We start from the raw sequence: 25230 nt of genomic DNA on the forward strand, positions 1-25230 counted from the left end.
TTTATCGAGTTTGTTATCGCGTGGGATGGGCGGGCGTGCGTCGTCATCCGCGCACATTGGCGAGAAAACGTTTGCTGCGCTCCGTGCCCGAGCCCTGGAAGATGTGTTCGGGCGGTCCCTGATCGACGATGCGCCCGCCGTCCATGAAGACGACGTGATTCGAGACCTTGCGCGCAAAGTCCATCTCGTGCGTGACGACCACCATCGTGGTGCCGGCGCTCGCCAGTTCCTTCATGACGTCGAGCACCTCCTGCACCAGTTCCGGGTCGAGCGCGCTGGTGGGCTCGTCGAAGAGCATGACCTCGGGCTCCATGGCGAGCGCGCGGGCGATGGCAACGCGCTGCTTCTGGCCGCCGGAGAGTTGGGACGGATAGTGATTCATCTTGTCCGACAGGCCCACTCTCGCGAGCAGGTACTTGCCGCGTTCGATCACGTCCTTGCGCGCGGCGCCGCCGACGATGCGCGGACCGGCGAGCACGTTATCGAGCACCGAGTAGTGCGGAAAGAGATGGAACCCCTGAAACACCATGCCGAAGTAACGTCGCTGACGATCCAGTTCGCGCTTGGGCAGGCGCACGCAGCGTGTGCCGCGCATCTCGCTGCCCAGCACTTCGCCGTTGAACGTCACCACGCCGGCGTCGATCAGGTCGAGCATATTGATGCAGCGAAGCAGCGTGCTCTTTCCCGACCCGGAGGGGCCGATGATGGCGACCACGTCGCCGCGATAGAGGTTGAAGTCGATGCCGTGCAAGGCGGTGAACGTGCCGAACTGCTTCGTCACATTACGCATTTGCAGCAGCGGGGGCTGCGCGCGCAGATGGATCGCATCGTGGGTCGTGTTCATCACGGATGAACTCCTTTGCCAAAGCGCTTTTCGAGCAGGAGCTGACCGCACATCGCCAGACTGGTGAGGAACAGATACCAGAGACAGGCGACGGTCAGCAGGGGAATGGTCTCGAAGGTCGTCGAGTAGATCAGTTGCACGGTCGTGAGCAATTCAACGTAACCGATGACCGAGGCGAGCGATGTGTTCTTGAACATCGTGATCAGCTCGTTGGCCAGCGGCGGAATGATGACGCGCACGGCCTGCGGAATGACCACGTGCCACATCATCCGGAAATCGCTCATGCCCATGGCCTTGCAGGCTTCGCGCTGACCCTTGTCGACTGCACCCAGGCCGCTGCGAAAGATCTCGGCGCTGTGGCCGCCCAGGTAGATCGCCAGCCCGATCATGGCGGCGCTCAGGCGTGAGATCACGTTGCTCGTATCGATGTCGAACAGGTTCATGTTCAGGAACGGCAGCGGCAGATAGAAGCGGGGCACCAGCGCCGAGATGAAGAACAGGAAGAGCAGCATGGCGAGCGTGGGCGTGGCCCGCACGATCCAGATGTAGGCGAAGGCTGCCCCGCGCAGTACCGGGTTCTCCGCCATGCGACAGGCCGCGACGATGCCGCCGAGGACCAGACCGAGCGCACTGGCCAGTGCCGTGAGGATCAGCGTGTTGCGCAGGCCGGCCAGCACACGGGCATTGAAGAGGTAGTGCCCGACAACGTCCCACTGCCAGCGCGGGTTGTCGATGAACCATTGGTAGAAAAGGATCAGCGCTACGCCGAACAGGCCGTACCAGAGCCAGTCCGATGTCTTCGGACGGGGATGGATGCGCTGGTCCGCAGGCTGTGCCGGTACGGCGTCGTCGCGCGCCGCCGGTGGCGGGAGCGTGTACGTGGTTTCGTTGCTCATGGGGTGAGTCATCCTCTCGAATATTGGGGTAAACCCCTTTTTCAATACATCTCGTTATTGCCGGTTTTTTCGTCGCCTGACCCCATAGAATGGGGAGATGTAAGAAGGTTAGAAAGTCAAAATCCGCTTGTGAAATGCTTTCTTTTTGCAAATCGATAATGTTTTGTTATTGGGTGCGCAGATGAAACTCCGCCAACTTGAGGCCTTCCGTGCCGTGATGCTTCACCAGACGGTCACGCTCGCGAGCGAGATGCTGCATATCTCGCAGCCCGCGACGACGCGTCTGATCGCGGATCTGGAGCGGTCGCTGAAATTCCGGCTGTTCGAACGCGTGAAGGGACGGCTGTATCCGACGGTGGAGGCGCGTGCGCTCTACGAGGAAGTGCAGCGCTCTCTGGCGGGCGTGGATCGCATCGCCCGGGCGGCGGACGAGATTCGGAACATGCAGCGCGGCACGTTGCACGTTGCTGCCGCGCCGGCGCTGGCGCTTTCGTTTTTGCCGCATGCCATTTCGGACTATCTGAAGACGCGGCCCGAAGCGCATGTCTCGATGGTCATGCACTCGACTCGCTCGATTGTCGACATGGTCGTGGGGCAGCGTTGCGATGTCGGCTTTGCCCGTCTGTCCCTGAGCCATTCGACGGCCCACGGCGAGCGACTGGTGGCCGCGAAGATGGTCTGTGCGCTCCCTGCGGGGCACCCGCTATGCGACCGGGCTGCCATCGGTCCCAAAGACCTGGCAGGCGAACGTTTCGTGGCGCACCCGCGCAGCGTGGAGGCACGGCTGCAAATCGATGCGTTGCTCGCGTCGCATGGCGTCGAGGTGAAGCTGCAAATGGAGAGCCAGATTTCCTACGCGATCTGCTCGTTCGTCGAGGCGGGGGCCGGCGTCGCGCTGATCGACGCTTTCAGTGCGTGGAGTTACCGGGGGACGGGGGTGGTATTCAAGCCGTTCGAACCGGCGATCTTTACCGACACGTCCGTGTTGACGCCGTCGCAGCGGCCCACACCGTTGCTGCTGAATTCGTTCGTGGAACACGTGCGCGCGTTCGCGAAGGAGAAGCTGGGCGACGCCATCGTTACCGGCACATGATCCGGCGGGGGCGGCGTTTCGTATAATTCCGCGCTGGCAATATTCCTTCCCCTAATGCGGGTATCTCGCGGCAACTCGCGGAACTCGCAGGCATTTGCAGACACCCGTATGAACAGCAGGAACAAGGCGACACTCATTGGTCTGAGCGCGGTAGTGCTCTGGGCGTCTATCGTGGCGCTGATTCGCGGGGTGAGTGAGAGTCTCGGGGCGACGGGCGGGGCCGCCGCGATCTACACGGTGGCGTCGTTGTTCCTTGTGATGACGGTGGGATTTCCGAAACTTGGCACGTCCCCGCGCCGTTATCTGCTGTGGGGCAGTGTGCTGTTCGTCTCGTACGAGCTGTGTCTGTCGCTGTCCATTGGCTACGCGAATACGGCGCGTCAGGCGATCGAGGTCGGCATGGTCAATTACCTGTGGCCGACGTTCACGCTCGTCAGCGCAATCGTGTTCAACAAGCAGCGGGCCAACTGGCTCGTCGTGCCCGGGTTCGTGCTGTCGATGCTTGGCATCTGCTGGGTGCTCGGTGGCGATCAGGGGCTCGATCTGCCGGGCATGGCGCTCAACGTGGCCGACAATCCGCTGAGCTACGGTCTGGCGTTCGTCGGCGCCATCATCTGGGCCGCGTACTGCACGGTGACGGCCAGAATCGCCGACGGCAAGAACGGAGTCACGCCGTTCTTCATGCTTGTTGCCGTGGCGTTGTGGCTCAAGTATTTCGCGGGTGGGGGCGGCGCCATGACGCTCGATCTGCATGCCGGCATTTACCTCGTGCTGGCTGCGGCGGCGATGGGCTTCGGATACGCCGCGTGGAACGTCGGCATTCTGCGGGGCAACGTGACGATTCTCGTCGGCGCGTCGTATTTCATCCCGGTGCTGTCCGCCGCGCTCGCGGCGCTCTTGCTGCACACGCCGCTGTCCGCGCCGTTCTGGTGGGGCGCCTGTATGGTCTGCGGCGGCTCGATTCTCTGCTGGCTCGCTACGCGCGCCGGGCGCGGGCGCTGTGAGGCGCAGGTGCGCACGGGCGACGGCGTTTGATCATTCAGTCGGGCGTCGGCGCGTTCTCGGCGATCAAGCCCTGCGATTTGAGTGCGGTCCACAGTTCGGCGGGAATCGGTGCGCTCGCAAGCGCCTGATTCTCTTCGATACGCTCGGGACGGCTAGCACCGGGAATCGCACCGGCCACCGCCGGATGCGCCAGCGAGAACTGGAGCGCCACGGCGCGAATGTCCACGCCGAACTGTTGGCAGACGTCGCGAATGCGGGCGACACGCGCGAGCAACTCGGGCGTTGCGGGCTGGTATTCGAAATGCGTGCCACCGGCGAGGACGCCCGAGTTGTACGGACCGCCGACGATGATGCCGAGATCGCGTTCTGCGCTCATGGGCATCAGACGGGCGAGCGCACCCGCATGGTCGAGCAGCGTGTAGCGTCCGGCCAGCAGGAAGCCGTCCGGGTCGGCGCGCTCGATGGCCAGCTCGCACGGTTCGATGCGGTTGACGCCGAGTCCCCAGCCTTTGATGACCTTCTCGTCGCGCAGTCGCGTGAGCGCCCTGGCGGCGCCTTCCATCGCGACGTCGAACACTTCATGCCAGCGATCGCCGTGAAAATCCACCGCCGGGTCGTGAATCCATACGTAATCGAGCCGGTCGGTGCGCAAGCGCTTCAGACTGTCTTCGATGGAGCGCAACGTGCCATCCGCCGTGTAGTCGTAGACGATCTTGTTCGGCAGGCCGTGCTCGAACAGGCCGCCTTTCTCACCGAGGTCGCGTTGCGAGGCGTCTTCGTGTTCGTCCAGAATCAATCGGCCGACTTTCGTGCCGATCGAGTATTCGTCCCGGGGACGTCCGGCGAGCGCTTCGCCCAGACGCAGTTCCGCAAGACCGGCGCCGTAGAGCGGTGCGGCATCGAAGTAGCGGATGCCGCTTTCCCATGCGGCGTCGACGGTTGCGATCGCTTCGTCGTTCGGGATGTCGCGATACATGTTGCCCAGCGGCGCGGTACCGAAGCCGAGGCGGGAGGGGAGCTTGACTCTCATGTCGATTCCTTACATTGCGACGGCGATCAGGCGGCCGCCCTGACCATCGTCGGGTAGTCTGTCAGGCCGCGAGCATCGCCGCCGAACAGGGTGTCCCGATGGTGGAGCGCGAGCGGTGCGCCCACACGTAGCCGTTCCGGCAGATCGGGGTTGGCGACGAACGGGCGGCCGAAACCGATCAGATCTGCCCATCCCTCGGAAAGGGCAGCACGCGCGCGCTCGGCGGTGTAACCACCGGCGTAAATCAGCACGCCGGGATACACCGCGCGTAACTTCAGCTTGAATTCCACCGGCATGAGCGGTGCGTCGTCCCAGTCGGCCTCCGCGATGTGGAGGTAACCCACGCCCAGCTCGCCCAGCAGCTTCGCAGCAGCGAGATACGTCGTTTCCGGATCCGCGTCGACACAGCCGTTGAGCGTCGTGAGCGGTGCGAGACGGACGCCGACACGCGATGCATCGCCCGTGCCCTCGATCAGCGCTTCGGTGACTTCGCGCAGGAAGCGCAGGCGGTTTTCCAGCGAACCGCCATAGGCATCGGTGCGGGTATTGGCGTTCGAGTCGATGAACTGGTTCACCAGATAGCCGTTCGCGCCATGCAGTTCCACGCCGTCGAAACCGGCGTCGATGGCGTTGCGCGCGGCGGCGCGGTACTGATCGACGATCTCGCCGATTTCCTTCACGCTCAGCGCGCGCGGCAGGGAAGCCTGCACGAAGCCGGGCGTGGCGCCGTCTTCACCGGCGATGAAGACGTTCACGCCGTCGGCCTGAATCGGCGAGGACGAGACCGGCTGACGTCCGCCGAGCAGGCTCGTGTGGCTCAGACGGCCCACATGCCAGAGCTGCGCGAAGATATGGCCGCCTGCCGCGTGTACGGCGCTGGTGACCGTGCGCCATCCCTCGACCTGTGCGGGCGAGTGAATGCCGGGCGTCCATGCGTAGCCCTTGCCCAGCGGTGCGATGTAAGTGCCTTCGCTGACGATGAGGCCGGCACCGGCGCGTTGCGCGTAGTACTCGGCCATGAGGGCGTTCGGTACGTCGCCGGGCTGGCTCGCACGCGAGCGCGTCATCGGCGGCATGACGATGCGGTTCGGCAGCGTGAGCGCGCCGAGTTGCATCGGTTGAAACAGAGGATCCTGCGTCATGATGATTTCCGTAGAAGCGTTCCGTGGGGACGTCTTTGCGTGTGTTGCGAGATGTCCATGCCGGAGCGCGGCGATGACGGGAAGATGACGGAGCGAGCGGACAACCGTTCGTCCCGTCACACGCTTGATTAGTCGTCCCAGCGCGCAGCCAGACCGTCGGGGCTGACTTCGCGGCCGTTGCGATCGAGTGCGGCGATTTGGGCCATGTCGTCGTCCGTGAGGCGCAGCGTTTGCGCCAGCAGGTTGCTCGCGAGGTTCTCGCGCCTGGTCGACGACGGAATCACCGAGAAGCCGCGTTGAAGCGCCCAGGCCAGGGCCACCTGCGCCGGCGTAGCCTGATGACGCTCGGCAATCGCACGCAGCGTCGCGTCGCCCAGCACCTTGCCGTAAGCGAGCGTCATGTACGACGTCACGTGAATGCCCTGTTCTTGCAGGAAACCGACGAGCTTCGGGTTTTGCAGATACGGGCTCAGTTCGATCTGATTGGTGGCGATGGCATCGCGGCCAACGGCGGCGATCGCTTGCTTGGTCAGGTCGATGTTGAAGTTCGAGATGCCGATCTGACGCGTCAGACCCTTGGCCTTCGCGTCGGCCAGTGCGGTCATGAACTCGTCGAGCGACACGCCGTTGCCGGGTGCCGGCCAGTGAATCAGGGTGAGGTCCACGTAGTCCGTGCGCAGCTTCGCGAGACTGTCTTCGAGGCTGGCGGTCAGCTTGTCCTTGCTGTAGTTCTCGACCCAGATCTTCGTCGTGAGGAACAGGTCTTTGCGGGCGACGCCAGACTCGGCAATCGCCTGACCGACCTCGGCTTCGTTGCCGTAAATCTGCGCCGTGTCGATGGCGCGGTAGCCGAGTTCGAGGCCGGTGCGTACCGAATCGATGACGACCTGACCTTGCAGGCGGAACGTACCGAGACCGAATGCGGGAATATTGCTCATCGTGAGCTCCTGAATGTGAATTGGGTGGATGAAACGGTGTATCAGTTGCTCGCCGGTTGCATCGGCGTGCGTTGTGTCGCGATCTGGATCAGCACCAGCAGCAGGCCCGATCCGGCGATCAGCGCGCCCACGATGGGAACGGCCGTGTAGCTGTAACCCGCCGAAATCGCGGCGCCACCGGCGGCGGCCCCAACGGCATTGCCGAGGTTGAAGGCGCCGACATTGACCGACGAGGCGAGGCCCGGGGCTTCGGCGGCAGCGCGCATCACGCGCATTTGCAGCGGCGGCACCAGCGCGAACGTTGCGATACCCCAGACGAGCACGGCCAGCGCAGTGCCCAGATGCGTACGGGCCAGCAGCGGGAAGGCCAGCATGATCGCGACGAGCAGGATCAGGAAGACGATCAGGCTCACGTTGATCGAGCGGTCGGCGAGCTTGCCGCCGGCAATGTTGCCGACGGAGAAGCCGACCCCCACGAGCACGAGCATGGCCGTCACGAAACTCGGCGACGCGCCGGTAATGGCTTCGAGCGTCGGCGCGATGTACGTGTACAGGGTGAACATGGCGCCTGCGCCGAGCACGGTGGTGGCCATCGCCATCAGCACGACGGGACGCGTGAGCACCGAGAGTTCGCGACGGATGTCGGGCATGCGTCCGGCTTCTCCCTTGGGCAACGCAAAGCGCAGCGTCAGCATGGTGATGACACCGAGGCCGGCGGTGGCCGCAAAGGACATGCGCCAGCCGATGGTCTGCCCGAGCCAGGTGGCCGCAGGTACACCGCCGATGTTGGCGATCGTCAGCCCCATGAACATGGTGGCGACGGCACTGGCCTGCTTGTCACGCGGCACGACGCTCGCGGCCACGATGGAGCCCAGACCGAAGAATGCGCCGTGGTTGAGACTCGTCACCAGACGCGCGAGCAGCAGCGTGGTGTAGTTCGCCGACACCGCCGAGAGCAGGTTGCCGAGGGTGAAGATGCTCATCAGCGCAATCAACGCCGTGCGGCGCGACCAGCGCGACATGATGAGGGTCATGATGGGCGCGCCGATCATCACGCCGAGGGCGTACGTCGTGATCAGCATGCCTGCGGTCGGAATCGAGACGTGAACGCCTTCGGCAATGACGGGAAGCAGTCCCATCGGCGAAAACTCGGTCGTGCCGATGCTGAACGCGCCGATGGCAAGGGCCAGCAGCGACAGCGTGGCGTGTGCCGACGACGTCTGGGCGGATGGGGAAGATGACTGGTTCATGACGGGAATACCCGAGGGGATCAAGATGAACGGCAGTGTGCGCCCTTTACTTTTGCGGAAAAAGTAGCCTATAAACGAAATTATTTTGATTTCAAATCAACAATGAAGATCACGCTCGACGAACTGCAAGCCTTTGCGGCCGTGGTGGACACCGGGTCGATCACGGCGGCGGCCCAGCAACTGGACCTGACGGTGTCGGCCACGAGCCGGACGCTGGGCCGGCTGGAGGAGAAGCTCAAGACCACGCTGCTGCGCCGCACGACCCGCCGGCTGGAACTGACGGAGGAGGGCAGCGCGTTTCTTCAGAACGCGCGGGCGATCATCGATTCGGTCGAGAGTGCGGAAGAACAGATGCTCACGCGGCGCGAAAAGCCATCCGGCCGGCTGCGTGTCGACGCGGCAACGCCGTTCATGCTGCACGTGATCGTGCCGCTGGTGCCCGGCTATCGCGAGCGCTATCCGGAGGTGGAACTGGAACTGAACAGCAACGAGGGGTTCATCGATCTGCTGGAGCGCCGCACCGACGTCGCCATCCGCATCGGCCGGTTGAAGGATTCGACGCTGCATAGCCGTCTGATCGGCAACAGCCGCACGCGCATGTTCGCCAGTCCGGCGTATCTGGCCGCGAACGGACAGCCACGCAAGGTCGGCGATCTGGCCAAACACACGTTGCTGGGCTTCTCGCAGCCGGAATCGCTGAACGTCTGGCCGATTCTGGGGGAAGACGGCGAACCGCACCGCATCGAGCCGGATGTGATGTCGTCCAGTGGCGAGACGCTGCGTCAACTCGCGCTCGAAGGCGCGGGGATCGTCTGCCTGTCGGAGTTCATGACGAAGCGCGACTGCGAGTCGGGCCGTCTGGTACAGGTGCTCGCGCGTCAGACGCAGGACGTACGTCAGCCGATCCATGCCGTGTACTACCGCAACACGGCGATCTCGGCGCGCATCGCGTCGTTCGTCGACTATCTGGTCTCGGCCCTACGCGAGCAGACGGACAAAGGCGGGGCGGCGGCGTGGGTGGCGCCGTGAGATGGGGGGGAGCTCACTGCGCCGGTTGCTACAAGGGGAAAACGGGAACGAGGGGAGGACGCCGGCGCGTTCGCGCGCAGACCTGCCAGCGCGCCGCTCGCTTCATGACGTCAGGCGACGACTGCCTGACGCGGGTCTGCGCTGGCGAGCGCCTGCGCACGCGTGGCGTCACTCGGCGGATAGATCCACACGCTGTTGATTTCGCTTTTCAGCTTCTTCGCCTGCGCGCCGGTCAGCACCACCTGACGATCCCAGCCTTCCGTATAAACCGCGCCCCACGGGCCAAGGTCGAGACACGTCACGTATTTCGGCTGATGGTACGGAATCGGCGCTTCACCGAGCAGATCCGCCGCGACGTTGTGACCGGCCGAGCGGCCGAGCGAAATGGCGTGCTGGCACGCCATCATGGTCGGATTGCCTGCGTCGTCGGTCGCCGCGCGTGCGCAGTCGCCCGTGGCGTAGACCTCGTCGAGACCGAGCACTTTGAGGTTGGCGTCCACCAGCAGGCGGCCGAACGCGTCGCGCTCGGCGGGGATCTGCGCCGTGAGCGTGTTGGCCCGCGCACCGGCCGTCCAGATCACGGTGTCGGCGTCGATACGTTCACCGTTCTCCAGCGTGACGCCGCGTTCGTCCACACTGGCGACGCCTGAGCCGAGTTTCCACGTCACACCCAGTTCGGTGAGCGCTTGCGTGATGATCGGACGCGGGCCGGGGCCGAGATCGGGGCCGACGGCGTCGTTACGTTCGACCATGACGACGCGCACGTCGGTGTTCTCGCCCAGGATCTCCCGCAAGCGCGACGGCATTTCCGCCGCCGTCTCGATGCCGGTGAAACCCGCGCCGGCCACGACTACCGTGTTGCGTCCCGGGCTGGCCGGACGGCTCGCCAGATCGGCGAGATGGGCTTCCAGCGCCATGGCGTCGGCGATCTGGTCGACGTTGAATGCGTGTGCCTGAAGGCCCGGAATCGGCGGGCTGAAGAGGCGACTGCCGGCGGCAAGCACCAGACGGTCGTAGCTGATGGCGCCATGCGGGGCGTCTGCGTCGATATCGGCAATCGTCACCATACGATGCTCGACATCGATATGGGCGACGCGCCCCTGAATGAACTGGACGCCGACCGTGTCGAACAGCTTTTGCAGCGGGGCTTTCATGCCGCCGGGGTTCTTTTCGTACAGGCGGGGCCGGATGTGAAGATGCGGCTCCGGCGCGACGAGGACGATTTCCACGTCGGTGCGTCCGGCCATGTCGAGCAGGCGGGCGGACGCCAGCGCGCTCCACGTACCGGCAAAGCCGGCGCCAATCACAAGAATACGTTGGGTCATGCAGGTTGCTCCTGAATGCTTCGGGGGGAGAGAGGGTCTTCGAGTCACCGGTGTGCGGTGATTCTCGGTTCGACTCAGATCTGATAACGCCGATTCTATGAGTCGGAGTTTTGAGGCGCAAGCGATTTTTGGCCGAAATGGGGGTCTGCCGTATCTTGTCCCAATGCGTTCGACACTTCTTGTCCCTGTTACGGGAGGACACGGTGTGCAGGGGAATCGTGGGAGGGGGGGGCGCAGGAGGGGCAGCTACCGGACCCGGCTTGTCCCGGACGTTTCGTCAGTTCTTGTCTCTGGTCCGGCGGATACCGCGGGACTACAGTAGGCGGTGGACTACTGTCAGAGAGATCATGAATACCTTGCTTACTTTCCAACATCTTGAGACGCCGGACGACGTCCGCACGGCCTATGCCGTCATGAAGGAATTGCGTCCGCACCTCGTGAGCGCCGACGCTTTCACGGCGCAAGTCGAGGCGCAGCGCCAGCAGGCCTACCATCTGCTGGGGGGTTTCGACGGCGAGCGGTTGTTGGGGCTGGCGGGCTACCGCTATATGACGAACCTGATCTACGGGCGTTTCATCTATGTCGACGATCTGGTCGTTGCCGCCGACAACAAGCGCGGTGGCGTCGGCTCGAAGCTGCTAGGCGAAGTGCGAAAGATTGCGCGCGACGCCGGATGTGCCAATTTCGTGCTCGACACCGGGCTGCATATGCCGCTTGCCCAGCGGTTCTACTTCCGCAACGGGATGCTCGCCAAGGGCATGCATTTCACCGAGTCGCTGGCCACGTCGGACGAGGTGCGTCGATGAGAAGTCTGTTGCTCAACGCCAGCCCGCATGGCCCGTCGAGCCGTGCGTTCGAGATGGCACGTACGTTTCTCGAGAACAACGCGAATCGCTACGGCGACGCACCGGGCATCGTGCGTGATCTGGTCGCTTCGCCGCTGCCGCCGATTTCGGGCGACTATGCCGCCGCCATTACGTCGCGGGAACCGGATCGCACGCATTTCGAACTGTCGGATCAATTGATTGAAGAGCTGGAGACGACGTCGTTTCTCGCCATCGCGACGCCCATGCACAACTTCACGGTGCCGGCGGCGCTCAAGCTGTGGATCGACTATGTGGTGCGTATTGGCAAGACGTTCGCCAACACGGCGGAGGGGAAGGTCGGTTTGCTGAAGGATCGTCCGACGATCGTGATCGTCGGGTCCGGCGGCTTTCATACGGGCGACAACGCACGTCAGCCTGACTTCCTTACGCCGTATCTGCGCCACGCGCTGCGTTGCATGGGCATCGAGGACGTGACGTTTTTCCTGATGCAGGGTCTGGTCGCCGGCCCTGAAGCGGGCGAGCGCGCGTTGCTCGACTGCCGTAGCGATCTCGCGCGCTATCTGACACGCTGACGGCGCACCGCGCACCGTGCGGCGCGCGCGGATGCCTCAGTGGCCGCGTCGCGCTGCGGCGCGCTCGTCGAACCACGTGATGACGCGCTTGCCGTACGCGGCAGGCGCTTTTGCATTCACACCGGCGGCCAGATCGGCGAGCGTGTGCTTTTGCAACTCCGCTCGCATGACGGCCTCGGCCGACGCCATGACCGCGCTGATCGAGCACTTGCCCTTCGACGCCCAGGCCGGGGGATCCCCGTCGAACACCGCGCATTGACGTCGCACTTCGCGGCAGTCAAATAGCGCCTTCTCGCCGTCGATGGCGACGATGACGTCGTGCACCGTAATCTCGTGACTGTTTTTCGCGAGCGAATAGCCGCCGCGAACGCCTTCCGTCGACATGACCAGCCCCGCTTTCGACAGGCGGGTGAAGAGCTTGGCGGCGTACTCCACGGGAATGCCCTGCATCTCGGCGAGATCGCGCACGCTGGCATCGCGCACTCCGGCGGATGAATCCGCAAGATAAAGCAGACAGTGAAGGCTGTATTCGACGCCGGTGCTGATGTATGACATGGTGATGGGCGGTCTATGGGGGCCGAGCAGCGAGTGCTGCGTGTCCGGGCTTCGGCGTCGTTTATCGATGTACGACAAACGGCGACTCACACGGTCGGTGTAATGCTGGGCCGATTATACGCCGCTACGTCAATCTTCGTTTTCGGGGGCACCCCCCTTTGCGCCGCATTTCAACGATGCCGGACATTCATCCCGCTGTTGAGCGGTCGTGTCACACGTTATTCTTGCGCGCGAGCTGGACCGACTGGGCGAGCGTCCGGCATATCTGTTGATGCATCATCCGCCGTTCGACATGCACACGGTGTTTCCGGTGCGTCAGAGCCATGAGTCGCCGGCATACGCCGTGGTGCTGCTGGCGCAGGATCAGGTCACGGTGCATTTCCACGACTATCTGGACAAGTCGTGGCTTGAGGACGATGGGGGCGATGGGGGCGAGAGCCGCATGTAAGTGTCGTCGCCCGTCGGGTGGTCGGTGTGATGAGGTGGGCAGCGTTCGTTCAGGGACGGGAATCCCGGGATTTCGTTAGAATCTGTCCCAGACCGCTTTACATAACGATTATCGGAGGCAGACATGCCCGGATTACTCCCTGACGTCGACCACGACGGGCTCCTCGAATACTCGGTCGTGTACACCGACCGCTCCATCAATCACATGTCGCAGCGCTTTCAGGGCGTGATGCGCGATATCTCGGATGGCCTGAAGAAGGTCTACAACGCGAAGTCGGTCGTGGTAGTGCCCGGTAGCGGCACGTTCGGCATGGAAGCGGTGGCGCGTCAGTTTGCGACGAACAAGAAGTGCCTCGTGATCCGCAACGGCTGGTTCAGCTTCCGCTGGTCGCAGATATTCGACATGGGTGGCATTCCGTCCGAATCGATCGTGCTCAAGGCGCGTCCCGTCGAGTCGGGTCGTCAGGCGGCTTACGCCCCTGCACCCATTGACGAAGTCGTCGCGACGATCCGGGAGACTAAGCCGGCTCTGGTCTTCGCACCGCACGTCGAGACGGCATCGGGCATGATGCTGCCCGACACGTATCTGCGTGCCGTCGCCGACGCCGCTCACGAAGTCGGTGGCCTGTTCGTGCTGGACTGCATTGCGTCGGGCACGGTGTGGGTCGACATGCAGGCGTGCGGCGTCGATATTCTGATCAGCGCCCCGCAAAAAGGCTGGAGCGCTTCGCCGTGTTGCGCGCTGGTCATGCTCAGCGCGCTGGCGCGCGAGCGTATCGAATCGACCACGAGCACCAGCTTCGCCTGCGATCTGCGCCAGTGGCTCCAGATCATGGAAGCGTATGAGAAGGGCGGTTTCGCCTATCACGCCACGATGCCGACCGACAGCCTCGCGACGCTGCGTGACGTCATCAAGGAAACCGAAGCCTACGGCCTCGAGAAGGTTCGCGCCGAGCAACTCGAACTCGGACAGCGGATTCGCGCGCTGCTCAAGGAAAAGGGCTTGCGCAGCGTGGCGGCGCCGGGCTTCGAAGCGCCGGGCGTGGTCGTGAGCTATACCGATGACGACGGCATTCGCTCCGGCAAGAAGTTCGCCGACGTCGGCGTGCAGACCGCCGCCGGTGTCCCGCTTCGCTGCGACGAGCCGGAGGACTTCAAGACGTTCCGCATCGGTCTGTTCGGGCTGGATAAGCTCAACGACGTCGACGGCGCGGTGGAACGATTCGCCAAGGCGCTCGATCAGGTGTTGTAAGGCATTGCCGGGCGCGCATCGCGTCCGCTAGTCATCAAAGCAAAGCGGCCCTGCAGGGCCGCTTTGTGTTTCTGCGAGGTTCGCGCTCGCTCACGTGTTCGCTCATGTGCGCGGGCGCGCTTATGCTGACGCTTTCGCGGCGAGCGCCCGAATTCGCTCGGCGACGGCTTCGTCGAGCGGGTTGTAGACGATCATGCTCAGGTCCGGGCGGCCGTCTACGGAGAACGCCGAGTACTCGAGCGCGATCGGCCCCAGTTCGGGATGCAGCAGCCGTTTGAGGCCGTCGCCATCGTTGTGTCCAAGCACCTCGTTGTCTCGCCATAGCGCGTCGAACTCGGGACTGATGCGGCAAAGCTCGTCGACGAGTTCGCTCACTTCCGACGACAGACCCGCGCGTGCCACGTCCGCCCGGAATCCGCCGACGACAAACCGCGCGATGCTCTCCCAGTCATGCTGCCGCGCCCGCGCGCCCGGATCCCGAAACAGGAAGTACAGGATGTTTCGCTCGCCCGGCGGCAACTTGCTGTAGTCCGTGAGCACCACCTGCGCGGCACGATTCCAGGCGACGATATCCCACGTGGCCGTGCGGATGATGGCCGGGCTGGCATCGAGCAGGTCGATCAGCCGCTGGAGCCGGGGATTGACGCTTTCGACCGCGCGATAACGTACCTCGGGCGGACGTCCCAGACCGAGCATGAAAAGATGCTCGCGTTCCGCATCGGTCAGCATCAACGCGCCGGCGACGCGCTCAAGGACATCGGCCGACGGGGCGCCGCCGCGCCCCTGCTCCAGCCACGTGTACCAGGTCGGGCTGATGTGTGCGCGCTGGGCGACTTCCTCGCGTCGCAACCCCGGGGTTCGCCGGCGTCCGGAAAAGCCGAAACTCGCAGGGTCCAGACGCGTGCGCCGGCTTCTCAGAAAGTCGCCGAGCGATTTGGCCGTGTTGACTGACATGGGAATCCTGTTAGTCGCTTTACTATGATGAGATCACTACTTTAACGGGATAACGAATGGACCGATAGTGATCGTCATGGCGCGGCATCGCGCCGCGAACACGACGGAGAATTCACCATGCGTATCTTTCTCACGGGGGCGACGGGCTTCATTGGCTCGGCGCTGGTCCCCGAACTCATCAACGCCGGGCATGAAGTGATTGGCATGACCCGATCCGACGCCGGCGCTCAGGCGTTGCGCGATGCCGGTGCCGAGGTGCATCACGGCACGCTCGAAGACCCGGAGACCTTGCGCAGCGGCGCGGCCAAAGCGGATGGCGTCATCCACGCAGCGTTCGATCATGACTTCTCGAAGTTCGTCGAGAACTGCGCCAAGGACACCCGCGCCATCGCGGCCCTCGGCGCCGCGCTCGCCGGTTCAGACCGGCCGCTGATCATCACGTCGGGCACCGGCATGGGCTCGCAACACGGCGCACCCGCAAGCGAGGATGTCTTCAACACCGCGCATCCCAATCCGCGCATCGCGTCGGAACTGGCAGGCAACGCGCTGCTGGACGCCGGGGTGAACGTGTCGGTGATGCGACTGCCGCAGGTCCACAATCCGCTACGCCAGGGGCTCATCACGCCGCTCATCGCGATTGCGCGGGAGAAGGGCGTCGTGGCCTATGTCGGAGACGGTGAGAATCGCTGGCCGGCGGGCCACCTGTCGGACGTGGCACGGTGTTACCGGCTGGCGCTGGAAGCCGGCGTGCGGGGCGCGCGCTATCACGCGGTTGGAGAGGAGGGGATAAGCAGCCGCGAGATCGCCGAAGCGCTGGGACGCGGCCTGAACTTGCCGGTCGTCTCGTTGACGCCGGAGCAAGCCCCGGCGCATTTCGGATGGATGGGGATCTTCGTCGGTCTGGATATGTGGGCGTCGAGCGCGCTCACTCAGGCGCGTCTGGGCTGGCGCCCGAGTGGCCCGACGCTGATCGCCGATCTCAACGAAGCGCGCTACTAGTCTCGTGACCCGCCGCGGCGTCCGTCAGGGCGTCTGCCTGCGCAGGCGTCCGGCCTTGCGGGAAGCGCATATCGCGGTACTTCACGAAGTGCGACCCGCGCATGAGCCGGTAGCCTGCCCAGATCAGCAGGAACAGCGGAATGCCGATGTACGTCGCCACCACGCCGCCCCAGTCGATCCGGTCCTGAAGAAACGCCTGATAGTTCTGACCGAGCGTAATGATCAGACACAGGACGAAGGCGAAGATCGGGCCGAACGGGAAGAACGGTGAGACGTACGGCAGATTGGCGAGGTCGCGACCCTGTTTGACGTAGCCGCGACGGAAGCGGTAATGGCTGATCGCAATGCCGAGCCACGCGATGAAGCCCGTCATGCCGGACGTATTGAGCAACCAGATGTAGACGGCATTCGGGCTGAACACGAACGTAAAGAAGCACAGTGCGGCGACGGCGGCCGTGGCAAACAGCGCCCACATCGGCACGCCGTTGCGCGAGATGCGGCCGAAGACGCGGGGCGCCTTGCCGTCGCGCGCCAGGCTGTAGAGCATGCGCGTGGCGGCATACATTCCCGAGTTGCCTGCCGAGAGCACCGACGTCAGCACGACGGCGTTCATGACCGAAGCCGCGCCGAGCAGACCGGCACGCTCGAAGATCAACGCGAACGGGCTCACGCTGATGTCGGTGACGTCGTTACGCAGCAGATGGGGATCGGTGTACGGAATCAGCAGGCCGATGACGAGAATGGCGGCCACGTAGAACAGCAGAATGCGCCAGAAGACCTGACGCACGGCGCGCGGCAGATTGCGTGCCGGATCTTTGGATTCACCGGCGGCGATGCCGATGAGTTCGGTGCCCTGAAATGAAAAGCCCACGACCATCGCTACGCCGATCAGCGCTGCGAAGCCGCCGGCGAAGGGAGCGTTGCCGATCGTCCAGTTGGCCACGCCGCCAGTCTCACCGCCACGAATGATGCCGAGCAGCATCATCACGCCCATGACCACGAACGCCAGGACGGCGATCACCTTGATCAGCGCGAACCAGAATTCCGCTTCACCGAAGCCGCGCGCGGAGAGCGCGTTGAGGCCGAAAGTGATGGCAAGGAAGAGCGCGCTCCAGTAGACGCCGGGCACGTCGGGGAACCAGTACGCCATGACCAGTTGCGCGGCCACGAGGTCGACCGCCACGGTGACGGCCCAGTTGTACCAGTAGTTCCAGCCCAGCGCGAAACCGAACCCTTCATCCACATAACGGGCGCCGTACGTCGAGAACGATCCGGACACCGGCATGGCGGCGGCCAGCTCGCCCAGACTGGTCATCAGGAAGTAGACCATCAGGCCGATCAGCACATAGCCCAGCAGCGCACCGCCCGGGCCCGCCTGCGCGATGGTGGCGCCGGACGCCACGAACAGGCCGGTGCCGATGGAGCCGCCCACGGCGATCATCGTCAGGTGGCGGGCGGAGAGGGAGCGGCGCAGTTCCGACGGTGCAGATGCCTGCGCCTCGACGCTCTCGCGGAGCGGGTCATGTTCCGATGTTGCCAATGTCTTGTTCCTTCAGAGCCTTGTGAGCGAAGCGAAGCCCCCGTGCGGCCGTCGCGGCGGCGGCTGTCGCGCATGACGACGCCGCGCCTGTCTTCCGGAAACGGCCCGTCGACTTCTGGTTGTGGGGCCCGCAGGAAGGTGCGCCCGGTTCGCTGACGCAGAACCGGCCGAGGGGTATTGCGGAGTGGGGTGGATTGTACTGCGGGACTGCTTTATCAGGCTACTTTCTGCTTGCGCGCGTCGATAGTTCGCATCAAAACGCTAATTTATGCGGATTTTCGTCAGAGTTTCATCACCATCTCATGCCACGCCATGCCGCCGTGATCCGAGGGCGAGGGCTTGACGTAGTGGTAACCGAGCCGTTCGTAGAGCGGGATGTGACGTTCCTTGCACATCAGATGGATCGTCGCTTTCCCGGCGGCGCGCATGCGGGCGATGAAGGCTTCCATGAGCGTGCGGGCATAGCCGCGACCCTGCTCTTCAGGGGCGAGCACGACGGACATGATGACGACGTTCGGCGCGGCGGCGTCGTGGCCGATCAATTCCTTGAAGGCTTCGTCGGACATCACGACGTCGTAGGCGCACCCGGAATTGATGAACCCGATGATGTTGTCGTCGCGCGTCATGACGAGAAACCCTTCGGGGTACTGTGCGATCCGCGTGGCGATCTTCTCGCGCGTGGCGGCTTCGTCGCCTTCGTAGGCGCTGATTTCGATTTCGTAACAGCGGTCCACGTCGGACGGGCGCGCGTTGCGCAGCAGAAGATCACACGCCACGGCCATGCGCACCCGCGTGAGGAATTCGAACACCGTCATGCCCGAGCGTTCGTGGAAACGGCGCGCGAAGGTGGCGCGCGACATCGCGAACAGTGTCTGACTCAGCGACGTGACGATGGCGAGCGCCCCCGGACGCCGGTCGGCTGCCTCGACACGCATCAGCTCGACAATGCCTTGCAGCGCGTCCGACGGATCACCCGTGAGCGAGACATGCATGGGGTCGGGGAGCGCGTCGAACAGCAGGTTGCCGGGACCGGACGCGCGCACGAAGTGTCCGCACAGAATGTCTGCCCCCACGGGGCGGTTCGTCTCGTCGCCCGCGAGCCGCTCGGGCAGTAGGTCGCCATGCGCCAGCCGGGTACGGACGGGCGAGCAACGCGAGTATGCGACCAGTGACACTCGGCGTGAATGTGCCGCGTGTGCGTGCGGAAGTGTTTCTGATCGGTGCGCTCGTCACCGGGGTGATGGTAGCCGTGAGCGGCGCGATCGGGTTCGTCGGGCTGGTCACGCCGCACGCGTGCCGTCCCGTCGTCGGTGCCGAGCACGGACGGTTGTTGCCGGTCTCGGCATTGCTCGGCGCGGTGCTGTTGATCTGGGGGGATGTGCTGGCCCGCACGCTGATCGCCCCCGAGGATCTGCCGATCGGCGTGGTGACGGCGCTGGTCGGGGGCGGATGTTTCGTCGCGTTGCTGCGGGTCCGGGGGTAGGACGCGTGACGTATTCCATGTTCTTTTGCGATACGTTGGACTCGTCTTCAGGACGCGGCTAAAACTGAATCGTCGCAGTGATCGAGTCCTGATAGGTGTCCGGTGCAGGTGTCGAGGGTTGAGCCAGGATGCGCCCGTAGATGGGGATGGTCGTCGTCGCCCCCGTGCCGGTGCCGAGGTAAGGCGAGGTGCCGCCCGTGCCGTCGCCCCACGCGGTGGCGTAGTTCGAGTCCGTATAGAGTTGGTACGGTATGGTGGCGCCGAGCGTCTGACCCTTGAGCGTGCGCGCGCCGACTTGCCCGCTCACGCCGCCGTTGAACAGAATCCGGTAAGCGTCGTTGTTCGTGCACTGTACGGCGAGCGAGCCCTGGGCGGTCAGGGTGTTGCGCAGGGTGGACGATTGCGGGAACGTGAGACCCGTCGCATTGATCGTGCAGTTGTTCGTGACGGTCACGTTGACCGTGAACGGGCTGGTCGTGCCGGTCGTGAATCCCCCGGCGCCGCAAGCCGGTGGGAACAGCGTGTAGAACTGATAGGACAGTGTGACGCTGCTCGCGGGATAGGTCGTCGAGTAGACGGTGCTGCTGTTGTTGGTCGTCGGCACGGTCGTCTGATTGGCCGTGATTCTCGCGTAAATGCTGATGTTGGTGCTGCCGGTGTAACCGAGGATCGAGTTGCTGAAGGTCGTCGTCAGCGCACTGGCGGGTGTAGTGCTCCAGGGCGTTGCGTGCCCGCTGTCGACATACAGATCGTAGGCAATGGTGTTCGTGCTGTTGGAGAGCACGCGTGGGGACGTTGCCGAGAAGCCCAGGCAGATTTTCACGTTCGGCACCAGATTGAGCGTCGGCCACGTGCAGGTGACCTGCACGGTTCCCGTCGTCGTTACGGCGGTGCCGGCGATCGGACTGAACGAAGGGAATGCGACGCTCGGTGCGCCCAGCGAGCAGGTCTGGGCCTGAGCTGAGGGCGCGACGAACCACGTCGTCAGGCACAGGAGCGAGAGCAGGAGCAGGCGCTTCATCGGGCTCGCCTCGGCATTCGTGCACGCTCAGGTGACGCCGGTGCCGCCTGCGGCGTGCAGACCAGCGGCCCGATACGGGCCATCGCGCCCTGAGTGGCCGGATCGTAAGCGAACGTCGTGCTGCATGTGCCGTTGTCCTGCGTGACCACGAGCGAGTTCTCCGGTAGCAAGCCGTCGATGAACGTCTGGCCGTCGTAGCCGACGACCGACTGCGCGCCGCTCTCGGTGTGCGTCACACGCGCCCCAAGTTGCAACGGCGTGCCGTCAGACGTCACCAACGTGATGAGCGCGGCGCGATAGCGGTGCACCGGGAACGAGACCAGCACCCCGGCCCCCGATTCGGGAACCACGGTCCGTGCTGCCGGCATGATGCGCATGTCTGCCGGCAGGTCCGTCGCGTCGACGGTGAGACGATTGACCTGATAGCCGTTGAGGTCGGGAATGACGAGGGCACCGCCGTCGCTGGTGCGTCCGATCGGCAACTGTTCGCGCAGGACGGGGACGTTGGCGTCAGCGTCCGTCTTGACCAGTGCGAAGCTGTCGAAGATGCGACGCGCCGGGTAGACGCCGCCATCCATCGCCACGAGCGCGCCCGTCAGACCAACGCCCACCCGCGTCTGCCCATCCCACGTCTGCGCCTGCGCGGACGCTTGCCCGTAGCGGCCCAGATACTGGGCCTGTGCCTGACCGATACGCACGCCGTCGTTCACGCCGCCAAGCATGTTCCATCCCCATCCGCCGCCGTAGTCGGGGGTGCGTGTGACACCGGCGAGCGCCTGCGTCGAGCCTTGCTGGCGAGCGAGCGATACCGACGCCACGGTGTTCGGCCCCAGCGTGAAGCTGAACATGGCGAACACGCCGTAGCTGCGCGAATTCGCCATGTCCTTGAACGCTCCCACATTGAGCGAACCCGCTGCACGCACCGGCCACGAGACGTTCGCAGAAATCACGCGCGACGACGGGAAGTCGGGACCGCGCATGCCGATGTAGCTCAGCGAGAGCGTGCGGTTCTCCCAGAACGGCGTGGATATCGTGACACGGTCCATGGCGGTCGGCACGCCGGAACCACTGAGTGTGGCGAGGTCGCGGAAGTCGCCGATGGTGCGCTGGAACAGCGAATCGAACGAAAAGTTGCGCGACAGATACTGATAGCCGATGCCGATCTGCGCGCCGCTGGCGCGTCCCGTCGAGCCGGACAGCGATCCGCTCAGCACGCCGTAGCCGGACAGCGACACGAGCGCACCGGCCCCGGCATTGAACACGCCGGACGATCCTTCCGCGTGGTATTCGGTCGTCAACCGATCGGAGATGCCGTAACGGTACACACCCGACGCGGCAAAGCGCCGGTCGTAGCCCCATGAGCGGAAGCCGTAGTCGGTGCGCGGCATGCCCGCTTCGAACGAGTAGCTCGACAAGCCCGCCGAGAGCATGCGGGTATCGATGTAGAGCGGCACGTTGATGACGCTCTCGCGCCCGAGCGCGTCGCGCGTGACGACGCTCGCCTGAAGGTTGCCGATGAGCCCCGGGGTTTCGCGTATCACGAAAGGACCGGCGGGCACGTTGCCGCCGAAGCGTCGAATACCGTCGAGATAGACATCGACGGAAGACGGTACGGCGGCCGATCCGCCCAGCGCCGGGACCGGAAACGTGACCAGGTCGGGGCGCAAGGCGAAGTTCTTGCGCCATTGCACGCCTGCCATGCGGATCGAGCGCGACCACGCGAGCGAGCCGGAGATAGTGTCGCCCAGTTGCAGGGTCGTCATCTCGGCAGGATTGTCGTGCCGCCACGACGTGTCATAGCGCAAATAGGCGGGGCTCTGCGACCAGGTGTCGAAGACCCCCGTCTGACTGAATACGCCGCCGGGATGGAAGTACCGCAACTCCGTCCAGCTCGACGCGCGCGTCGTGCGTTCGTGTTCGACCAGCGCGTCGTAGTTCAGCAGGAAGCCGCGCGACGTCATGGCGTTTGCCGCGCGTGGCACGACGCGCCCGATCTGAAACGGCACGCGCAATGTGTCGGGCACCGCGATGTCGATGCTCTGACGCGCAGCGTCGTAGCGATACTGCACGCCGCCGATGGTGTCGAGCGGGACTTGCGTCTCGCCGGACATCTTGAGCTTTCCGACGTCGATGCCCAGCGCCTGCAAGTCGTCGGCGCTTGCACTGAAGCGTCCGTCACGCATGAAGAAGCGAGCGATGGCGCCGGTCGCGGCGCCGTTGACCGAAACGTCGAGGTAGTAATCGCTGGGGGTGACTTCCGCTGCGTCGGGATGCGCCAGCGGCACCAGTGTGCCGACCAGCAGGCTTGCGGCCCAGCGGATGATCCATGACTTCTGACGCAGCGTGTGACGCGAGCCGCTTGCCGACGCGCGTGAAAACGTGCGTGACGCAACATCTCGTGCCGATGTCGACACGGACGCGGGAGCGACGGTGAGAGCGTTCGCACCGGGACGCCCGCGCTTACGGCCCGCCATCGATATCGACGACGAAGCGCGTGGGAACCGTGTTGATCGCGGCGTCTATCGCGAGCGGCGACGCGGGCGGCTTGCCCGCCGGCCAGGTGACTTTGAACAGACGCCGCTGACCGGCCAGTGCGTAACCGAGCAGACCATTGGTCACAGGCACGGCTTTTCCCGCCGCATCGATGAAGCGGGTCGCACCGATCTGCGCGCGGCTGCCGCCCCGGTTCTCGGCTTCGAGCTGCCACTCGCCACCGATGCGCCGGAACGTGAAGTGCAGGTCGGGCTTCTGGGTTGCCGTCGCGGGAACCACAAAGACGGGGATCGAATAGCGCATGCGAATCGAGATGCCGCTCTGGGCCGGTTGACCCGGTTCGGGCAGTTCGTCGACGAGCATGCGGTAGCTTTGTTCGACGGCTGGGGGCGCGTTCGTCATGCGCACCAGCCGAACGATCTGCGAGCCGCCCCCGTCGATGCGCAGGATGGGCGGGCTGGCGGCGAGCGCGTCGGTGGGGGTGAGCTTGTCCTCGCCGTCCTCCTGCGTCCACGTATAGATCCGGATCTGACCGTAGACCGGCATGTCGCCGGGGTTGCTAAGCGTCAACCCGGCAGCATTCTGCTTGGCCGCGAACTCTACGTTGACCGGGGAAATCTGCAGGGTGGCGGCGCTGGCCGAGACACAGACAACGGTGACGAGACACGCACCTGCGCCGCGCGCGACGCAGCGCTCCGCCCGCTGGCGGAAACCTCTCATAGGCCGCGCCCCGCTAGAAGTAGACGGTCGCGGTGATCACCGAGGAATACGTGTCCGGCTGCGGGATCGCGCCAGCCGAAGTCGGGACCTGTCCGTAGACGGTGAACGGCTGCGCCGTACCGTTACCGGTTCCCGATTGCGTATTGGTGCCCTGCGTCGTGCCCCAGACCGTGGAGTGATTCGAGTCCGTATAGAGCCCGTACCCGATCGTTGCCGTGTTGCCGCTGGCGGCGCCTGCCAGCACGCGCGCCGCAACGGTCGAGCCGGACGCCGAACCGGCGCTCAACCCAACGTTGTAAGGCGTGGTGTTCGTGCAGGTGACCGAGACGGTCGACGTGGCGGTCAGCGCGGTCGCCAGGGTCGATGCCGACCCGAAGTTCATCGGCGTGGCGGTGACCGTGCAACCTGCCGTGATGATCAGCGTGACGGTGAATGTCGTGGTGCCGGTGCCGTTGCTGTAAACGGCCGCCTGCCCAGGCATCGGCGGGACAAGCAACAAGCTTGCCATCAGGAGGGTAATGCGCGCAGCTGGTTTATTCATCGTCGGTTTCTCGCAAAACGTCGGAAGGACCTGGCGGGCACAAGGCGATGCAGCCGCCGTTGCCGCATACCACTTGTCACACAAAGTACGTCGCACTACTTAGTGCTAAGTGTATATCGCACTACTGAATTTATGTCACGCGGGCGTTTCTACCATGTTCATTCCAAATAGATGTTTGAAATGGAAGCGGGGCGCATGTTCATGGACAGGACTGCGCGGGGACAGGCACCGATTCTGGTGTCTGTCGCGCGGGGAAAGGCGAGGTTGAGATTTATGAATTAAAATCGCGATATCTTCCGGAAATATGAATTTTTCTCACTTATCATGCTTGACCGTATTCATTTGTCCATCGTGCAAGAGGTGGAAAAGCAGGGGTCGCTGACCGCTGCCGCGGGGGTGCTGCATGTCACGCAGTCGGCGTTGAGCCACAGCATGAAGAAGCTTGAGCAGCAGTTGGGCACCGATATCTGGCTGCGTGAGGGCCGCAGCCTTCGTTTGACGCAGGCGGGGCAGTATCTGTTGGCGGTCGCCAATCGGGTGCTGCCGCAACTGAGTCTGGCCGAGGAACGTTTGCGACAGTTCGCTCAGGGCGAGCGGGGCGCGCTGCGCATCGGCATGGAGTGTCACCCGTGCTACCAATGGCTGTTGAAAGTGGTGTCGCCGTATCTGGCCGCTTGGCCGGATGTGGATGTGGACGTCAAACAGAAATTCCAGTTCGGCGGTATCGGCGCGCTGTTCGGCTACGAGATCGACCTGCTCGTCACGCCGGATCCGCTGGACAAGCCCGGCCTCGTCTTCGAACCGGTATTCGACTATGAGCAGGTGCTGGTCGTGGCCGGTAGCCACAAGCTGGCCAAAGAGGAATACATCCTGCCGAAGCAACTGACCAACGAGGTGCTGGTGGCGTATCCGGTGCCGGTGGACCGGCTGGATATCTACAGCATGTTCCTCACGCCGGCAGGCATCACGCCGAAACGCCATAAGGCGATCGAGACCACCGACATCATGCTTCAGATGGTCGCGAGCGGACGCGGCGTGGCCGCGTTACCGCGCTGGCTGGTGCTGGAATATGCGGACGCGATGGATCTGGTACCCATCCGGCTAGGCAAGAACGGCATCGCCAAGCAGATCTTTCTGGGGGCACGCGAGGCGGATATGGAGATCGATTATCTGCGTGCCTTCATCGAGCAGGCGAAGCGGCCTGTCCAGACCTGACGCTTTGCCCCGGCAGGCTCCATGAGTGCCATTCATAAGGACATGAGAACTTATCCATT

General features: G+C 64.1%; 24 protein-coding genes and 2 pseudogenes. 10 read left to right on the forward strand and 16 right to left on the reverse strand.

Annotation, left to right across the window (positions count from 1 at the left end; all coding sequences use genetic code 11):
* Positions 1–43: 43 nt before the first annotated feature.
* Positions 44–844 (reverse strand): amino acid ABC transporter ATP-binding protein, encoded by an 801-nt coding sequence (locus PCA20602_RS15440; protein WP_069340110.1) that lies wholly within the window; start codon positions 842–844, stop codon positions 44–46.
* A complete protein-coding gene (locus PCA20602_RS15445) occupies positions 844–1740 on the reverse strand; it encodes an amino acid ABC transporter permease (RefSeq protein WP_246182182.1) in 897 nt (298 codons plus the stop codon). The genes PCA20602_RS15440 and PCA20602_RS15445 overlap by 1 nt, the downstream gene beginning before the upstream one ends.
* Positions 1741–1921: 181 nt before the next feature.
* Here PCA20602_RS15445 and PCA20602_RS15450 point away from each other — a divergent pair, with 181 nt between their 5' ends.
* Both PCA20602_RS15450 and yddG read left to right on the forward strand, forming a co-directional pair.
* The gene (locus tag PCA20602_RS15450) at positions 1922–2833 is read left to right on the forward strand and encodes a LysR substrate-binding domain-containing protein (protein WP_150721984.1); all 912 of its coding nucleotides are present in this window, start codon (positions 1922–1924) and stop codon (positions 2831–2833) included.
* Positions 2834–2941: 108 nt separating this feature from the next.
* Positions 2942–3868 carry an aromatic amino acid DMT transporter YddG gene (gene yddG / locus PCA20602_RS15455; RefSeq protein WP_150721985.1) on the forward strand — a complete coding sequence of 309 codons (927 nt, stop codon included), beginning with the start codon at positions 2942–2944 and terminating at the stop codon, positions 3866–3868.
* A gap of 4 nt (positions 3869–3872) precedes the next feature.
* On the opposite strand, the gene PCA20602_RS15460 is transcribed toward yddG, so the two are convergent.
* The 4 genes from PCA20602_RS15460 to PCA20602_RS15475 all read right to left on the reverse strand — a co-directional run bounded on the left by PCA20602_RS15460 (position 3873) and on the right by PCA20602_RS15475 (position 8198).
* Complete coding sequence (locus PCA20602_RS15460) at positions 3873–4868, reverse strand: aldo/keto reductase (protein WP_150721986.1); 996 nt, start codon at positions 4866–4868, stop codon at positions 3873–3875.
* A 26-nt stretch (positions 4869–4894) separates the two neighbouring features.
* Entirely contained in the window at positions 4895–6010 is a 1116-nt protein-coding gene (locus PCA20602_RS15465) for an alkene reductase (protein WP_150721987.1), read from the reverse strand.
* A gap of 128 nt (positions 6011–6138) precedes the next feature.
* Positions 6139–6948 (reverse strand): 2,5-didehydrogluconate reductase DkgB, encoded by an 810-nt coding sequence (dkgB, locus tag PCA20602_RS15470; protein ID WP_150721988.1) that lies wholly within the window; start codon positions 6946–6948, stop codon positions 6139–6141.
* A 41-nt stretch (positions 6949–6989) separates the two neighbouring features.
* Complete coding sequence (locus PCA20602_RS15475; RefSeq protein WP_150721989.1) at positions 6990–8198, reverse strand: MFS transporter; 1209 nt, start codon at positions 8196–8198, stop codon at positions 6990–6992.
* A gap of 102 nt (positions 8199–8300) precedes the next feature.
* Here PCA20602_RS15475 and PCA20602_RS15480 point away from each other — a divergent pair, with 102 nt between their 5' ends.
* Positions 8301–9227 carry a LysR family transcriptional regulator gene (locus PCA20602_RS15480; RefSeq protein WP_150721990.1) on the forward strand — a complete coding sequence of 309 codons (927 nt, stop codon included), beginning with the start codon at positions 8301–8303 and terminating at the stop codon, positions 9225–9227.
* A gap of 110 nt (positions 9228–9337) precedes the next feature.
* Here the strand turns inward: PCA20602_RS15480 and PCA20602_RS15485 are convergent, their stop codons facing one another.
* Positions 9338–10552: an NAD(P)/FAD-dependent oxidoreductase gene (locus PCA20602_RS15485; protein WP_150721991.1), complete on the reverse strand. Its 1215-nt coding sequence runs from the start codon at positions 10550–10552 to the stop codon at positions 9338–9340.
* Positions 10553–10899: 347 nt separating this feature from the next.
* Here PCA20602_RS15485 and PCA20602_RS15490 point away from each other — a divergent pair, with 347 nt between their 5' ends.
* Both PCA20602_RS15490 and PCA20602_RS15495 read left to right on the forward strand, forming a co-directional pair.
* Positions 10900–11358, forward strand: coding sequence for a GNAT family N-acetyltransferase (locus PCA20602_RS15490; RefSeq protein ID WP_150721992.1), 459 nt, complete (start codon positions 10900–10902; stop codon positions 11356–11358).
* Positions 11355–11951: an FMN-dependent NADH-azoreductase gene (locus PCA20602_RS15495; RefSeq protein ID WP_150721993.1), complete on the forward strand. Its 597-nt coding sequence runs from the start codon at positions 11355–11357 to the stop codon at positions 11949–11951. The genes PCA20602_RS15490 and PCA20602_RS15495 overlap by 4 nt, the downstream gene beginning before the upstream one ends.
* Positions 11952–11987: 36 nt before the next feature.
* On the opposite strand, the gene PCA20602_RS15500 is transcribed toward PCA20602_RS15495, so the two are convergent.
* A complete protein-coding gene (locus tag PCA20602_RS15500) occupies positions 11988–12506 on the reverse strand; it encodes an RrF2 family transcriptional regulator (protein ID WP_150721994.1) in 519 nt (172 codons plus the stop codon).
* Between the two features lie 208 nt (positions 12507–12714).
* On the opposite strand from PCA20602_RS15500, the gene PCA20602_RS15505 reads away from it, so the two are divergent.
* Positions 12715–12954, forward strand: coding sequence for a hypothetical protein (locus PCA20602_RS15505; protein ID WP_150721995.1), 240 nt, complete (start codon positions 12715–12717; stop codon positions 12952–12954).
* Between the two features lie 123 nt (positions 12955–13077).
* Complete coding sequence (locus PCA20602_RS15510) at positions 13078–14205, forward strand: aminotransferase class V-fold PLP-dependent enzyme (protein WP_150721996.1); 1128 nt, start codon at positions 13078–13080, stop codon at positions 14203–14205.
* Between the two features lie 120 nt (positions 14206–14325).
* Here the strand turns inward: PCA20602_RS15510 and PCA20602_RS15515 are convergent, their stop codons facing one another.
* Positions 14326–15159, reverse strand: coding sequence for a helix-turn-helix transcriptional regulator (locus PCA20602_RS15515; RefSeq protein WP_150721997.1), 834 nt, complete (start codon positions 15157–15159; stop codon positions 14326–14328).
* A gap of 117 nt (positions 15160–15276) precedes the next feature.
* Between PCA20602_RS15515 and PCA20602_RS15520 the strand changes: the two genes are divergently transcribed.
* Entirely contained in the window at positions 15277–16158 is an 882-nt protein-coding gene (locus PCA20602_RS15520; protein WP_150721998.1) for an SDR family oxidoreductase, read from the forward strand.
* On the opposite strand, the gene PCA20602_RS15525 is transcribed toward PCA20602_RS15520, so the two are convergent.
* The 3 genes and pseudogenes from PCA20602_RS15525 to PCA20602_RS26220 form a co-directional block, all read right to left on the reverse strand.
* Positions 16139–17698 carry an amino acid permease gene (locus PCA20602_RS15525; protein ID WP_150721999.1) on the reverse strand — a complete coding sequence of 520 codons (1560 nt, stop codon included), beginning with the start codon at positions 17696–17698 and terminating at the stop codon, positions 16139–16141. The two genes, PCA20602_RS15520 and PCA20602_RS15525, sit on opposite strands and share 20 nt — an antisense overlap.
* A 281-nt stretch (positions 17699–17979) precedes the next feature.
* The gene (locus tag PCA20602_RS26035) at positions 17980–18480 is read right to left on the reverse strand and encodes a GNAT family N-acetyltransferase (protein WP_174981209.1); all 501 of its coding nucleotides are present in this window, start codon (positions 18478–18480) and stop codon (positions 17980–17982) included.
* 90 nt (positions 18481–18570) lie between these two features.
* Positions 18571–18873 (reverse strand): annotated as a pseudogene (locus PCA20602_RS26220) (cupin domain-containing protein); the annotation flags it as partial.
* Between PCA20602_RS26220 and PCA20602_RS15535 the strand changes: the two are divergent.
* Positions 18867–19181 (forward strand): annotated as a pseudogene (locus PCA20602_RS15535) (FecCD family ABC transporter permease); the annotation flags it as partial. The pseudogenes PCA20602_RS26220 and PCA20602_RS15535 overlap by 7 nt on opposite strands.
* 58 nt (positions 19182–19239) lie before the next feature.
* On the opposite strand, the gene PCA20602_RS15540 reads toward PCA20602_RS15535, so the two are convergent.
* From PCA20602_RS15540 to PCA20602_RS15555, 4 genes are read right to left on the reverse strand one after another with little or no spacing between them, the layout of a single operon-like run.
* Positions 19240–20202, reverse strand: coding sequence for a Csu type fimbrial protein (locus PCA20602_RS15540; RefSeq protein ID WP_150722002.1), 963 nt, complete (start codon positions 20200–20202; stop codon positions 19240–19242).
* A complete protein-coding gene (locus tag PCA20602_RS15545; RefSeq protein ID WP_150722003.1) occupies positions 20199–22676 on the reverse strand; it encodes a fimbria/pilus outer membrane usher protein in 2478 nt (825 codons plus the stop codon). The genes PCA20602_RS15540 and PCA20602_RS15545 overlap by 4 nt, the downstream gene beginning before the upstream one ends.
* A complete protein-coding gene (locus tag PCA20602_RS15550) occupies positions 22663–23415 on the reverse strand; it encodes a fimbrial biogenesis chaperone (protein WP_083253507.1) in 753 nt (250 codons plus the stop codon). Before PCA20602_RS15550 ends, PCA20602_RS15545 begins: the two co-directional genes overlap by 14 nt.
* A gap of 13 nt (positions 23416–23428) precedes the next feature.
* Positions 23429–23956, reverse strand: a complete 528-nt coding sequence (locus PCA20602_RS15555; RefSeq protein WP_425495673.1) for a Csu type fimbrial protein — start codon at positions 23954–23956, stop codon at positions 23429–23431.
* Between the two features lie 324 nt (positions 23957–24280).
* Between PCA20602_RS15555 and PCA20602_RS15560 the strand changes: the two genes are divergently transcribed.
* On the forward strand, positions 24281–25171 hold the full coding sequence (locus PCA20602_RS15560; protein WP_150722004.1) for a LysR family transcriptional regulator: 891 nt from the start codon (positions 24281–24283) through the stop codon (positions 25169–25171).
* Positions 25172–25230: the final 59 nt, after the last annotated feature.

This window comes from Pandoraea capi (assembly GCF_902459735.1).
GTDB classification, from domain to species: domain Bacteria; phylum Pseudomonadota; class Gammaproteobacteria; order Burkholderiales; family Burkholderiaceae; genus Pandoraea; species Pandoraea capi.